The organism is Priestia sp. YIM B13489, from assembly GCF_042787645.1.
GTDB classification, from domain to species: domain Bacteria; phylum Bacillota; class Bacilli; order Bacillales; family Bacillaceae_H; genus Priestia; species Priestia megaterium.
The window spans coordinates 335,372-349,695 of sequence record NZ_JBHZOQ010000053.1 but is presented as its reverse complement, the minus strand read 5'-3'; the positions used below and the strand labels follow the sequence as shown (position 1 = coordinate 349,695).

Annotated in this window: 15 protein-coding genes; all 15 read right to left on the bottom strand. The window is 37.7% G+C overall.

Going from position 1 to position 14,324, the window contains the following annotated elements; genetic code table 11:
- Positions 1–217: 217 nt before the first annotated feature.
- The 15 genes from mfd to rnmV all read right to left on the bottom strand — a co-directional run bounded on the left by mfd (position 218) and on the right by rnmV (position 14,216).
- Complete coding sequence (mfd, locus tag ACFX4W_RS07760) at positions 218–3,748, bottom strand: transcription-repair coupling factor (protein ID WP_043979015.1); 3,531 nt, start codon at positions 3,746–3,748, stop codon at positions 218–220.
- Positions 3,749–3,817: 69 nt separating this feature from the next.
- The gene (gene fin, locus ACFX4W_RS07755) at positions 3,818–4,048 is read right to left on the bottom strand and encodes an anti-sigma-F factor Fin (protein WP_013054869.1); all 231 of its coding nucleotides are present in this window, start codon (positions 4,046–4,048) and stop codon (positions 3,818–3,820) included.
- 59 nt (positions 4,049–4,107) lie between these two features.
- Positions 4,108–4,665, bottom strand: a complete 558-nt coding sequence (gene pth / locus ACFX4W_RS07750; RefSeq protein ID WP_052500310.1) for an aminoacyl-tRNA hydrolase — start codon at positions 4,663–4,665, stop codon at positions 4,108–4,110.
- A 139-nt stretch (positions 4,666–4,804) separates the two neighbouring features.
- Positions 4,805–5,434: a 50S ribosomal protein L25/general stress protein Ctc gene (locus ACFX4W_RS07745; RefSeq protein WP_043979020.1), complete on the bottom strand. Its 630-nt coding sequence runs from the start codon at positions 5,432–5,434 to the stop codon at positions 4,805–4,807.
- A 187-nt stretch (positions 5,435–5,621) separates the two neighbouring features.
- Positions 5,622–6,575, bottom strand: coding sequence for a ribose-phosphate diphosphokinase (locus tag ACFX4W_RS07740; RefSeq protein WP_013054866.1), 954 nt, complete (start codon positions 6,573–6,575; stop codon positions 5,622–5,624).
- An 18-nt stretch (positions 6,576–6,593) separates the two neighbouring features.
- The gene (glmU, locus tag ACFX4W_RS07735) at positions 6,594–7,973 is read right to left on the bottom strand and encodes a bifunctional UDP-N-acetylglucosamine diphosphorylase/glucosamine-1-phosphate N-acetyltransferase GlmU (protein WP_014462060.1); all 1,380 of its coding nucleotides are present in this window, start codon (positions 7,971–7,973) and stop codon (positions 6,594–6,596) included.
- A gap of 194 nt (positions 7,974–8,167) precedes the next feature.
- Entirely contained in the window at positions 8,168–8,458 is a 291-nt protein-coding gene (gene spoVG, locus ACFX4W_RS07730; protein ID WP_013054864.1) for a septation regulator SpoVG, read from the bottom strand.
- 155 nt (positions 8,459–8,613) lie between these two features.
- The gene (locus ACFX4W_RS07725) at positions 8,614–8,991 is read right to left on the bottom strand and encodes a RidA family protein (protein WP_013054863.1); all 378 of its coding nucleotides are present in this window, start codon (positions 8,989–8,991) and stop codon (positions 8,614–8,616) included.
- 21 nt (positions 8,992–9,012) lie between these two features.
- On the bottom strand, positions 9,013–9,834 hold the full coding sequence (gene purR / locus ACFX4W_RS07720; RefSeq protein WP_013054862.1) for a pur operon repressor: 822 nt from the start codon (positions 9,832–9,834) through the stop codon (positions 9,013–9,015).
- Between the two features lie 56 nt (positions 9,835–9,890).
- Complete coding sequence (ispE, locus tag ACFX4W_RS07715) at positions 9,891–10,760, bottom strand: 4-(cytidine 5'-diphospho)-2-C-methyl-D-erythritol kinase (RefSeq protein WP_013054861.1); 870 nt, start codon at positions 10,758–10,760, stop codon at positions 9,891–9,893.
- Positions 10,761–10,958: 198 nt separating this feature from the next.
- Positions 10,959–11,129, bottom strand: coding sequence for a small, acid-soluble spore protein, alpha/beta type (locus tag ACFX4W_RS07710; RefSeq protein ID WP_013054860.1), 171 nt, complete (start codon positions 11,127–11,129; stop codon positions 10,959–10,961).
- A gap of 194 nt (positions 11,130–11,323) precedes the next feature.
- Positions 11,324–11,557, bottom strand: coding sequence for a biofilm formation stimulator Veg (gene veg / locus ACFX4W_RS07705; protein WP_013054859.1), 234 nt, complete (start codon positions 11,555–11,557; stop codon positions 11,324–11,326).
- 273 nt (positions 11,558–11,830) lie between these two features.
- Positions 11,831–12,703, bottom strand: coding sequence for a sporulation peptidase YabG (gene yabG, locus ACFX4W_RS07700; RefSeq protein WP_013081339.1), 873 nt, complete (start codon positions 12,701–12,703; stop codon positions 11,831–11,833).
- Positions 12,704–12,780: 77 nt separating this feature from the next.
- A complete protein-coding gene (gene rsmA, locus ACFX4W_RS07695) occupies positions 12,781–13,659 on the bottom strand; it encodes a 16S rRNA (adenine(1518)-N(6)/adenine(1519)-N(6))-dimethyltransferase RsmA (protein WP_013054856.1) in 879 nt (292 codons plus the stop codon).
- Positions 13,653–14,216 carry a ribonuclease M5 gene (gene rnmV / locus ACFX4W_RS07690; protein WP_043979029.1) on the bottom strand — a complete coding sequence of 188 codons (564 nt, stop codon included), beginning with the start codon at positions 14,214–14,216 and terminating at the stop codon, positions 13,653–13,655. The genes rsmA and rnmV overlap by 7 nt, the downstream gene beginning before the upstream one ends.
- Between the last annotated feature and the right edge of the window lie 108 nt (positions 14,217–14,324).

Here is a 14,324-nt window from a genome sequence, read left to right as displayed (position 1 = left end):
AATAGTTGGTGAATATCACTGATGGCTATATGATAAAAGGTTCACCTTTGTTGAGGTTAGTATTCTTCACTCTACAACTTCTATTCACCAACCATCTCTTTTTTTGTTAAAAAGTGTGCTTTTATTAAAAAAATGTCCAAAAAACCGCCAAAACATGGGGATTTGGGTATTTTTATTTCGGCTATATAAAAAGAAGGCTCAAAAATGAGCCTTCTTTTTAATTCGTAACTTGTTCTTTTTTAACAGTGGCTACTCCTTTTACTAACTGGTACACAATATTGAGCCATTCTTTTTGAGCAAGTCCTTTTACATTAACCACTAATTTTACTTTCTTGCCTTCCATACCTAAGCTGACCATTCTGCCAAATTGATCACCTAGCATGAATAATTTCTGGCCGTCTACCGTTGAGCTCGCTTCTTCAGACAGCAGAATAGAAATTTCTTGTTTTGACTGAAGAATAGATTCTACTAAGTTCTGCGTTGCATATACTTTTGTTTCCGCTACTTTAAACAAATACTCAACCTCAGCCGGATACTCTCCAAAACGATCAATCATTTCATCCTGCAATTCTTGAATATCCTCTAGTGCTTCAATTCCTCTAAAGCGCTTATACATCTCAATTTTCAAGCGGCCGTCTGTAATGTACTGATCAGGAATATACGCGTCTAAGTCCAGATTCATTTCTACATTAAATTTCACATTTTCTCCGTCAGACCCGCGTCTTTCCTCTATCGCTTCTTTAAGCATTTGCGAGTAGAGATCGAAACCGACAGAATCGATAAATCCATGCTGCTGAGCACCCAGTAAGTTTCCGGCACCACGTATTGAAAGATCACGCATAGCAATTTTAAAACCAGAACCTAATTCGGTGAATTCTTTAATAGCTTGCAGACGCTTTTCAGCTACTTCTGTCAGTACTTTGTCTTTGTGATACGTAAAGTACGCATATGCCACACGGTTTGAACGACCTACACGCCCTCTTAATTGGTACAGTTGTGATAATCCCATCTTATCAGCGTTGTTGACAATAAGCGTATTTACATTTGGAATATCTACTCCCGTTTCGATAATGGTTGTACTCACAATCACGTCATATTCGCCTTCTAAAAAGCTTAAAATAACCGCTTCGAGTTCGGTTTCATTCATTTTTCCGTGGGCATACGTTACCCTAGCATCAGGCACGAGCATCGAAATTTCTTCTGCTTTTCGTTCAATATCTTCTACGCGATTATATAAAAAGTAAACTTGGCCATCACGCGCTAACTCACGCTCAATCGCTTCACGAACTAGAACCGGATTATACTCCACTACATATGTTTGAACCGGAAAACGATTTTCAGGCGGCGTTTCAATAACAGACAAATCCCTTACGCCCAACATAGACATATGTAATGTTCGTGGAATAGGCGTTGCTGTAAGTGTAAGGACATCAACGTTTGCTTTCATTTGCTTGATTTTTTCCTTGTGCGTTACACCAAAACGCTGCTCTTCATCGATAACTAACAATCCTAAATCTTTATAAATCACGTCTTTAGATAGTAAACGATGTGTACCAATCACTACATCTACGGTCCCGTTTTTTAACCCTTTAATTGTTTCTTGCTGCTGTTTACGGCTGCGAAAGCGGCTCAACAGCCCAATGTTGATTGGATAGTCTTGAAAACGCTCACGGATGGTTTCATAATGCTGCTGAGCTAAAATAGTGGTTGGCACTAAAATAGCCACTTGTTTTCCATCTGTCACAGCTTTAAACGCAGCACGAATGGCTACTTCCGTTTTTCCATATCCAACGTCTCCGCAAAGCAGACGATCCATTGGTCTTTCATGTTCCATATCCTTTTTAATTTCTTGTACAGAACGAAGCTGATCTTCGGTTTCTTGATAAGGGAAAGCTGTTTCAAATTCTCTCTGTAAATCGCCATCCGGAGAAAATGCATAACCTTTACTTGCTTCACGCTCTGCATACAGTTTAATTAAGTCATCAGCGATGTCTTGAACAGAAGACTCAACTTTTCGTTTCACTTTCTTCCAGTCATTTCCGCCAAGTTTATATACTTTTGGCTCTTTCCCTTCAGAGCCTACATATTTTTGTACTTGATCAATCTGTTCAACAGGAACGTACAGCTTGTCAGAGCCTTCATATTTGATATGGATATAATCTTTATGATTACCGTTAATCTCTAACGTTTCCATTCCTAAGTAACGGCCAATACCGTGGTTCACGTGTACGACATAGTCACCTACGTTTAACTCTGAATAGCTTTTAATACGCTCTGCATTGGAAAGCTTTTGACGACGCTTTGATTTCTTTACCCGTTTTTTAAACAATTCTTCCTCGGTTAAAACAGCTAATTTTTGCATCGGCAGTTCAAAGCCCATTTGTAAATCGCCTTCAATGATTTGAACAAGACCTGGCACAAGCTGACCATTTCCATCTAAAATAGATGAATCAATATCATAATCTGCCAGCACACCTTCAAGTTTTTTCACGCGCTCTTTATCTGCTCCTAAGAGGACTACCGTATAATTAGCATTTTTCCAACGTTCAATTTCACTTTTTAATAAGTTCATTTGGCCGTAAAACTGCTGCATCTGCTTACATGAAATATTAATAATATTTTGTGGACTAGTATACGATACGTGCTTCAAAAATAACGATAAGTATAAAAACTGATGTTTTGCTCGCTGAATAAGAGATGGGAGCTTATGAGATAATTGAACGTCTCGAACAATTTGCCCCTGTCCTAATAATTCGGTTATCCATTCAGCTTCCTCTGTTTCAAGCTGATCAGACGTTTCTTGAATTCGAGTGGTCTCATCAAAGATGACAAGGCCGCCTTCTGGTAAATAATCTAGTAAACTAGCAGGCGATTCGTAGAAGAATGATAAATACTTGAACATATTTTCAAGAAGTTGACCTTGACGCAGCTGTTCGATTTCACCTTTAATATTTTCTGTTAAGGTAGCTTTTAGCGCTGCGTTTTTTACTTGTTGCAGCGTCGAAGCCAGCTGTGCTTCTAGTTCTTCAATTCCTTGGGCTACTTCATTTTGATTCACAATGATTTCCGTAGCAGGGCCGATTGAAATTTCTTTTAACTGCTCTTGAGAGCGTTGATCCTCGATTGTAAAAGTACGAATGGAATCAATCTCCGTATCAAATAGTTCAATTCGGACAGGTAGCTCTTCTGTTAACGGATAAATGTCAATGATTCCTCCGCGCACACTAAACTCACCCGGAGCTGAAACCATCGATGCCCGCTCATAGCCCAACTCAACTAACCTTTTTAAATAATGATCAACGTCGATGTCAATTCCCATTTGAAACGGCAGCTGTGTTTGCTCCCATCTTGCTTTAGGAGGCAGCAGCTTTCGAATTCCTGCAAGCGGTGTTACAACTACTCCACCTGTATGTTGACTCCAATAATTGAGTACTTCAATTCGCTGAGCCTTTAATTCTGGACTTGCAATCCCCACTTCTGTAGCAACTAAATCGTTAACAGGGTATAAGAAAACGTCTTTTTCCGGTAAAAGATGCAAAAGGTCTTCATACACTTTTTGAGCTTGATATAAATTATGAGTCACTACTAATAAGGGGTATTTTTTATCCTCATTTAAGAGTGCCATTAATACAGATCGAGCTGAACCGGAAATTCCCGTTACTAACTGTTCTTTCAAACCTTCTTCTAAACTGCTGACAACAGCTCCAATTTCTTTATTTTCTTCAAATTGCTGTCTAATCCCTCGCAAAGGAATTCCCTCCTCCCATGATATGTCTAAACTAAACAGAAAAACGCTTTGGTTTGAGACCAAAGCTTTTTATTGTATAAATGTTTCGTACTGATGATAGTCTGGATTTCGTTCTAGCGCTTCTTGACAATCTTCACAAATAATTTTAACCACGATATCTCCACTATTATGGTAGTGAATAAAGTCTTTTCGTTCATCTGCGGTTAGGTGATTAAAACCGAGTGCTTCTGTATTGTGAGCTGTCTTTTCTATCATACCGACTTTTGCGCCACAATGTCTACAGAAATAATGAATAGACATACAAATCCTCCCAAATCTTTTAGTGTTAGTATGGACGATTGAGAGAAATTTTATTCTACTTAATTATAGCGATTCATTACTTCTAAGAACGGTTTACCTAAAAAATCCTCACTCGCGTGTACAGACGTTTTCATCGCTTCTTCCATATGAACCATTTCATCTTCTGTAAAGCGCCCTAGTACGTAATCAACTACTTTCATACCGTTTTTCGGACGATCGATTCCAATACGAATTCGGTTAAACTCTTGGGTTTTTAAATGCTGAATAATTGATTTTATTCCGTTATGGCCGCCCGGACTTCCTTTTGTACGCAATCTTACTTTTCCGCACGGTAAATCTAAGTCATCGTAAATAACAAGCAAGTCTTCGACGTCTATATCAAAATAGTCCATTAACGGGCGAATACTTTCTCCTGATAAATTCATATATGTTAGAGGCTTTAATAATATGACTTTTTCTCCTTTTATTATACCTGTTCCATATATTCCGTTAAACTTTGTTTTATCTAATGAAATCATAAACTGTTCAGCAATTTTATCAATTGCCATAAATCCTATGTTATGACGGGTACGGTCATATTCTTTTCCAGGATTCCCTAAACCAACGATTAATTTCAAAATAGATACTCCTTTCCACTCTATGTAAGTTGTACATAATAGGTAAATGTCTTTAATGTTTTACATTACTATATAGTATCACTTTTATTATAATCAATTCACACAAAAAGACGTAACCTTTTGGTTACGTCTTTTTATATTATTCTTTGTTATCTTTTTCTTTTGTTGCTTCAACATCGCCTTTAGCATCCTGAACTTCGCCGCTGTCCGGCTCTTCTTCCTGTTGAGGAGGTAGCACAGAAGCAACTGTATCTTCTGCATCATGCGTAATTTCTAGCTTTTTATCTACCTTAATATCCGCTACTGTGATTGTATCATTAATTCCTAACTCTGATACATCTACGTCAATAGACGATGGGATATCCTGCGGCAAGCCTTTTAATGAAATTTCATATAGAGACTGCTGTAATACGCCGCCTTCTTTTGTTCCTTTTGCTTCTCCTACTAGAGATAAAGAAACTTCAGTATCAATTTCTTTCTTCATGTCGACCACTTGGAAATCGGCGTGGACAATTTCGTTTTTTAATGGATCAGTTTGAATATCATGTAACATTACGGAATATTTTTGCTTATCCACTTGTAATGTTAACACTCCATTGCGTCCTGCTTCACGAATAGTCTTAATAAAATCAGCACTGTTTAAGTAAATAGGTGTGGATTCTGTTTTATTTCCGTAAACAACCGCTGGGAAGTTTCCTTCGTCGCGAATCTTTCTATTTGTAGAATTTTTGAAATCCGTTCTTTTATTTGCTTGAATTGAAATACTCATTTTATTCACCTTCCAGTATGTTTTCTACTTAAAATGTACCCTTTTTAGAAGGTTGCTAAACATGAAACCCAGTTTGAACAGTAATATATCTTTGTTCTTTCCGTCCAAAGCGCTTTAAAATCAAGGGTTAGCACATTTAAATTTTTTTCAAAAAAACCTCTTTCCAAATGGAAAGAGGTTCTGTTTATCAATCAAATAATGTACTAACTGATTGCTCTTCGTGAACACGAATAATCGCTTCACCGATTAACGGAGCTACTGAAAGTTCTGTTACTTTATCAATTTTCTTATCTTCTGTTAAAGCAATAGAGTTTGTTACAGCTAGCTCTTTGATTGTAGAGTTTTGAATACGCTCAATCGCAGGGCCTGAAAGCACTGGGTGTGTACAACAAGCATATACTTCTTTTGCACCTGCTTCAATTAATGCACTTGCACCAATTGTAATTGTACCAGCTGTATCAATCATATCATCAATCAAGATTGCTGTTTTTCCTTCCACTTGTCCAACAATGTTCATAACTTCTGCTACGTTTGGACGTGGGCGACGTTTGTCAATGATAGCAATCGGCGCTTTTAGACGTTCCGCTAAACGGCGAGCACGCGTTACGCCACCGTGGTCCGGAGATACAACAACAACGTCATCAAGGTTTTTACTTTTGAAGTATTCACCTAAAATTGGAACACCTACTAAATGGTCAATTGGAATATCGAAGAAACCTTGAATTTGAGGAGCATGTAAATCTAATGTGATAATACGAGTAGCTCCCGCTTTTTCAATGATATTTGCTGCTAATTTGGCAGTGATTGGTTCACGTGCACGAGCTTTACGATCCTGACGAGCATAGCCATAGTAAGGCATAACGATGTTAATTGTTTTAGCTGATGCACGTTTTAATGCATCAATCATAATTAATAATTCCATTAAGTGTTCGTTAACTGGAGCACTTGTTGATTGAATGATAAATACATCACAACCACGGATACTTTCTTCAATGTTAATTTGAATTTCACCGTCACTGAAACGATCAACCGAACATTTACCTAATTCCACACCAATTACTTTTGCGATCTCTTCAGCTAAAGCCTTGTTTGAATTTAGCGTAAATAACTTTAAATTTTCATCAGCATATACATTTGACATTTTATTGTGAAACCTCCGTCAGGATTTTTTATTAATATCAAGCTTTTCAGCATAGTTTTCTTTATTTACTTGTTTCGCACGAGCAATTGATAATGCTTTTCCTGGCACATCATCCGTTACGGTTGAACCAGCTGCAACATAGGCGCCTTCACCAATTGTTACAGGTGCAATTAAGTTTGAGTTACATCCTACGAATGCCCCATCTTCAATCTTTGTTAAAAATTTATTTTTCCCATCGTAGTTAACTGTAATAGATCCGCACCCTAAGTTTACACCTTTTCCGACCTCTGCGTCTCCAATATAACTTAAATGAGAAGCTTTGCTACCTTTGCCAAAAGATGCTTTTTTAATTTCTACAAAGTTTCCTACGCGCACTTCATCTCCAATTAATGATTGAGGACGAATATGTGCAAATGGGCCAATTGTGACTTCGTGACCAATTTCACTATCGTGAGCAACAGAATGGCGAATAGAAGTATTATTACCTATTTTGCAGTCTTTAATTTCACTGTTAGGTCCTACTTCACAATTCTCTCCAATTACAACTGTTCCTTGAATAACCGTACCAGGATAAATAACCGTATCTCTGCCAATGACAGCATCTGCTGAAATGTACGTGTTAGAAGGATCCACAATCGTCACTCCATTTAACATATGCTGCTTGTTGATGCGCTTTTTCATTGTTTCTTCTGCTTGAGACAGAGCAAATCGATCATTAACGCCCAATGTTTCAGCAAAATCGGATGTTTGATATGCAGAAATAATTTGACCTTCATTTTTTAGAATTTCGATAACATCAGGTAAATAATACTCTCCCTGTACATTATCATTTGAAACTTTTGAAAGTGTCTCAAATAATTTCTCATTATCAAAACAATACGTACCAGTATTAATTTCCTGTACAAGACGCTCTTGTTCTGTGGCATCTTTATGCTCCACAATCTTTTCAACAGACCCTTGTTCATTTCGAATGATGCGTCCATATCCTGTTGGATCTTCTGCATGAGCTGTTAAAATAGTTGCCATTGCATTTGTTGCTTCATGATGCTTTAATAAAGATTCAATTGTTTCAGCTGTAATAAGCGGAGTATCTCCACATACAACAATTGTCGTACCTTTTTCATGTGCAAGTAAAGATTCTGCTTGCATTACTGCATGAGCTGTTCCTAACTGCTCTTCTTGTAAAGCAAATAAGCTTTTATCTCCAACATGTGATTTCACTTTTTCGGCACCGTGACCTACAACTGTAATTAAATTTGTTAAATCCAAACGTGATAACTGATCAATTACGTGTTGCACCATCGGTTTGCCACACACAGGGTGTAACACTTTATATAAAGATGACTTCATACGTGTACCCTGACCAGCTGCCAATATGACTGCATATCTTTTTGACATAACAGGCCTCCAATTTTACCTTTTTATCCATTAAGAATATTATATCAAAAATGACAGCATTTCAAGGAATCATTTATAAGTCATGAATTTTATTTTTTGGTAATGCTAAAGTTTTACAAAGGTGTGAAATTATATAAGTGGTAATCAAAAAGAAAAGAGCCTACTTTTCAGTAGACTCTTAATGTATCATATGTTTACGAAGCACCCGCTTCTTCGAATTCAACTTCTACCTCACCTAAACGATGATATTCTGCTAAAACAGCATCTTGAATCTTTCCGCGAGTATTTGAATTGATTGGATGTGCAATATCACGGAACTCACCATCCGGTGTACGTTTACTTGGCATGGCTACAAATAAGCCATTATTACCATCAATCACACGAATATCATGAACAACAAATTCACCATCTAATGTGATTGAAGCAATCGCTCTCATACGTCCTTCAGTGTTCACGCGGCGTAATCTTACGTCAGTTACTTCCATCTTGTTCACCACCTTTTTCTATGCGAAGCTTTACATACTTAATTCCACAGAATTTTGTGTTTTCCTGCTATTCAGAAAAAATTTTTAGAAAATTTTCGCAAAAAAAGTGAACAATTGGAAGTTACTTGCTTTTTGTTAGAAATTTGTTAATTTAATTACCCTTTAACAAGCGCAATAACTTCAATTTCAACAAGTACATCTTTAGGTAGTCTCGCAACTTCTACACATGAACGTGCCGGCTTATGGTCCCCGAAGTAGTCGCCATAGACTTCATTTAACGCTGCGAAGTCGTTCATATCTTTAATGAACACGGTTGCCTTTACAACTGTATTTAGAGAAGCTCCAGCTTCTTCAAGAACTGCTTTTAGATTTTCAAATACTTGAGTAGCTTGTACTTGAACATCTCCTTCGACCAACGTACCATCTGGACGAAGTGGAATTTGACCTGAACTGTAAAACAAGTTATTCACAACAATTCCCTGTGAATATGGACCAATAGCTTGCGGTGCATTTTTTGTTTGAACCTGTAACATATGTTCCTCTCCCTTACTTGATCAAATATATTTTAAGTAATTGCCTTCTTGTACACGAATTTGTTTATCTTTGATATTTACATCTGTTAATTGTACAAGGGACACATACTCATCCACTAAACGTTCTTCAATATCTTCTGATTCTACTAAAACTCCAATACCAGCAACAGTTGCATCGAACTCTTCAAGCAAGCTAACCATTCCATTTACAGTACCGCCAGCTTTCATGAAATCATCAATGATGAGTACATTTGACCCGACCGCTAAACTTCTTTTAGCTAACAGCATTGTTTGAATGCGCTTAGATGAACCCGACACGTAGTTAATACTAACGGTCGATCCTTCAGTTACTTTACTGTCTCTGCGCACAATAACAACGGGCACGTCTAAATACTGAGCAACCGCATACGCAATAGGAATACCTTTTGTTGCTACAGTCATCACCACATCGATTTTGCGGTTAGCAAAAAGCGATGCATACAAGCGACCGATTTTATTCACAACGCGAGGGTTCCCTAAAATATCAGTTAAATATAAATATCCACCTGGCAGTAAACGCTCAGGTTTTTCAATCAACCCACATAATTCTTGAACAAGCTGACCGGCTTCTTCATTCGTCATCTTTGGAATGAATTTAACTCCGCCGGCAGCCCCTGGTAGCGTAACCAAAGTTCCGATACCCTGCTGTTCAAAAGTTTGTTTAATAATCGCCATATCTTCGCTAATAGATGATTTTGCGGAATCATATTTATCTGCAAAATACGTAAGAGGGATAAGGCGCTGAGGGTTTTGAATGAAATAGTTGGTCATATCAATTAATCGTCCACTACGTCGAAACTTCATAACATCCTCCTGAAAATCCGAATATTGTAATGTAAATATAACATTAACATACGGATTTATTCAAGCGTTATTCGTTCACCTAGTAGCCTAACTGCATAAACTTTATCACAAAAGCCACGTAATCCATTATAAATGCGATGCATACGTGAATCATGCTGTACAAGTCCAAATACAGTTGGCCCACTGCCGCTCATGAGCACAGCATCGGCGCCAAAACGCTTTATTTGTTCTTTAATGAGAGCTACTTCTGGATGCATTTTCAGCGTTACTGCTTCCAATACATTTCCTACAAGGCTACACATTTGATCATAATTTCCTGATTGTATGGCGTGAACCATCTCATCTACTTTAGGATGATCCATCTCTTCAATTTTTAAGTTTCGATATACATCTGCTGTAGAAACACCTATTTCAGGCTTAGCCAAAATCACCCAGCAGCTTGGAGGTGCCTCAATATGCTCTACAATCTCTCCGCGCCCTGTAGCAAGAGCTGTCCCTCCGTACACGCAAAAAGATACGTCAGAGCCAATCTCAGCCCCTATTTCTGCAAGTGTGTCTAATGATAACCCTAATTCCCATAACGTATTTAAACCGCGTAATGTAGCAGCCGCGTCACTGCTGCCTCCAGCTAATCCAGCAGCTACTGGAATATGTTTATCAATTAATATATTTACACCTTTTGAAATGTTATAACGTCGCTTCAAAATCTGCGCTGCCTGATAAGCGAGATTTCGCTGGTCATCTGGAACAAAGCGATTATGAGAATAGATAACAATTCGTCCATCTTCACGGTCAGAAAGTTCAATTCTGTCCGCTAAATCAATTGTTGTCATAATCATCTTAACTTCATGGTAACCATCTGGACGTTTATGTAACACATCAAGTGACAAATTTATTTTAGCCGGTGCTTTCACCATTAATTTCAACTTACTTCACCTACTTCATCTTATCGAGTTTAACGCTATTTTATCATAAAATGAACAAGATATAGCTGTTCATTTAAACATCTTTGTTTAATCCTCTGTTTTATCTTTCATTTTGGGACAAAAAAACCGAAGCGGTTATACACTTCGGTTTTCCTCATTTCACTTTAAATAGTCGTGTAAGCATTGATTTTCACTATGCTATTGCTTCAGCTGCTGCTGTGCAAGCTCTACAGCTCGCTTCACCATATTGCCTGCGTCTTTTGCCCGGATAGCGCCCCAGCCTTCTGCTTGTACAGTATCGTAAAAACCAAGTTCTTTAGCCAGTTCTTCTTTCAGCTTCGATGACATAATCCCTCTACGCCTTGACATTGCACATGGCTCCTTTACGTATAAAATGAAATTTCAACCTGAATCTCCTCGCTCTTTTACATAAGAAACGCGAGGACGATATGTATAGTATGTATAAAAAATAATGCATATATAATTTGAAAAAAAGACCAATAAAAAAGCAGTAAACCAATGTCCACTGCTCATCACCACTTGCTATATTGCCTATGTCATTCTTAGAAAAATTTCAGTTGCACTGTTTCCGTTAACACATCTGCGTAACTATACGAAACGCGCTCCAAAGAGTTTTCCTCTTGATCTAATTCAACGATAAAAACAGATGGGTACGTTTCTGTTAATACACCTGAACGTTCTACTGTTTTTCTACGACCACCGTTTGCTTTTAAAGTTAATCGTTGGCCTAGGTGCAAATCCAGCGCTTGCTTAATATCAGACAAAGTTTTCGCCATATTGGTCCACCTCACTATGTATAGTGTAACACATGTTAGAAAAATAGTCAAAAACATAAAATTATAACAATCTATCTCTAATTGTGTCAATAAATAATTTTCAACATGAATCTACATTTCGCTGTTAGTATGCTCGTTTTTCAACGAAATATGTATATCTTTAGCAAATATTGAAAATGGTTTTGTGTAATTAAGCGTATACTTTGGCTTCATACGAAAAAACAACTGGTTGCACATCATGCGTGTACATGCTGTAACCAGTTGTTTTTATTTCTACTCATCGCTTTCATAAGGCATGCCCGTGCGAAGCAGCCCTTTTGTTTCTACTCCTCCTAAACCTTTAGCACCCGTTAATGTATTACGTAAGACGTCCCATACATTAATACGATCTGTGAAAGGAGTAAAACTTAGTTTTGCTACTACATACACAGGGTCAAGAGCATGAATATTTACACGTGAAGGTGAACTAGCAAAGTTTGCTCCAGCTTGAATCAATAATTCAAAATGCGATTGACAGGCACCTGCAAAAATCACCAGCTGATCTAAATTACCAACTCTTTTTCTTGCTTCTTGGACTGTTTGAATATAGTGCTTGGAATGTCTATAAGCAAGGAGGTCATCTTTATTTCCTTTTCCTTTGGAATAGGCATCATGACCTGTCAGAACTAGAATATCGGGTCTTACATCCTCAATTAGCTTTCCAACCTTCTCAGGCATTTCTGACTCAACGCAATGAACACCATAAACAGGAACACCAATTTTTTCGTAAACCAACAAACATTTACGTAAATAATTAGGGTCTCCGTCTACGTGCAGGACCTTTCCTGGAATTTGAAATAAGCGATGTGAATGGCTGTATCCATTTGTCATGCTATATTCAGTTTTCTCTCGAACGAGCCGATAATCCTGTTGAATAAGCTCCAAGGATCTTTCTAAAAGTTCTTCTTCTTGTTTCTTTCTTTGATCCTGTTCTTTAGCATCCACAACCTCTAGATCTGTACAAGGAGCGTCCGCAATCAACCGAACGTCTTCTCCTATTAAAGTCGCATATTTCCCCGTTTCGCTGTCATTAATAGCTATAACACGAAAAAGCAAATCTCTTTGATAAGAAGGTCGTGTAACTATATCACCAATTTTGATGTTCATATGCTTCACTCCGTCTTTGCTACTTCAAAAATAAATTCTCTTCATAGCCTATGACTTCATGATAAAAATGTGATAATTTAGCGAAATGATTTTAAAAGTTGATCACTTAGCTTTCCAAATTCTTGAATAGATAACGTTTCGCCTCTTCGTTTCGGATCAATTTCAGCAGTTGAAAGTGCTTGTTCAATGTCCGCTTTTTTCTGCTTTCCATTTGGCAAGTTGTTCACTAGATTGTTTAAAATTGTTTTTCGGCGCTGTCCGAAGCTTGCTCGTACAACTTGGAAGAAGAATGCTTCATCTTGGACTTCTACCGCTGGCTTCGGTCTTCTTAACAATCGAATAACAGCTGAGTCTACATTAGGCTGCGGATTAAACACTGTTTTAGGCACAATCATAACCGTCTCAGCCTCTGTATAGTATTGAATAGCAATAGAAAGTGAACCGTACTCTTTTGTTCCCGGTTTAGCTGCTATACGGTCAGCAACTTCTTTTTGAAGCATAACGACGATTCCACGTACCGGAATTTGCTCTTCTAATAACTTCATCAAAATGGGTGTCGTCACGTAATACGGTAAATTCGCAACGACCATTAAATCTTCTATGTTTTCGAATTCTTGTTCGAGCGTCCCTTTTAAATCCGCTTTTAACACATCTTGATGAATAACTTTTGCATTTGAGTAAGGAGAAAGAGTATCAGCTAAAATCGGAAGCAAACGCTGATCGATTTCAAATGCCAGCACTTTTTTTGCGCGCTTTGCTAGCTGTTCAGTTAAGGCCCCGATACCAGGTCCAATCTCAATAGCTCCCGTTTCTTCTGTTATTTCCGCATGATCAACAATACGATGTAAAATGTTCGTATCAATTAAAAAATTTTGTCCCAAACTCTTTTTAAATGTAAAACCGTATTTCTTTAAAATTTCCTTGGTTCGATTAGGCGTTGCAATATCTTTTAACACGATCCCTTTTCCTCCTTATTTATCTGCTCAACAGCTCTGATAAAGTCCTCTTTTGAAATTTGGAACATGTGTAATCGTTTATGGAGCTGCTTTCCGTTGGCATAACCAATTTTTAATAACTTCCCTATTCTTTCACGTCGAGACTTGGCTTTACTATCTCCTATCAAACGAGCTATGATTAAATCCTCTTGAGAAATCTCCATAGCTGCCCCCATCCACTCTTGTTTCACATCTTTTAGTGCTTTTTGAATAGATGCAATAGAAGCATGTTCAACTCCAATACCTTTGCCATTTTTAGGGCGAGCCTCTTCTTTATCTAAGAATGCATGTTTACATCCGGGAACACGTTCTGAAACAATATTTCGAATTCGCTGTCCTGGATAATCTGGATCTGTAAAAATAATCACGCCTCGTGTTTTTTGAGCTAATTTTACTTTCTCAATGGTTTCTTCATTTACAGCTGATCCATTTGTCTCGATGGTATCCGCATCCACTGCACGTTTAATTGCTACAGTGTCATCTCGGCCTTCTACTACAATAATTTCTTTAATCTTCATTGCTTCCTCCAAAACATTCAGTTTTGTTCATTTGCTTTTCAGTAAAAATGAAATGCTCATTGCGCACATCATTTTTCTTCTATGAAATCAACGTTTTATCTTATTATC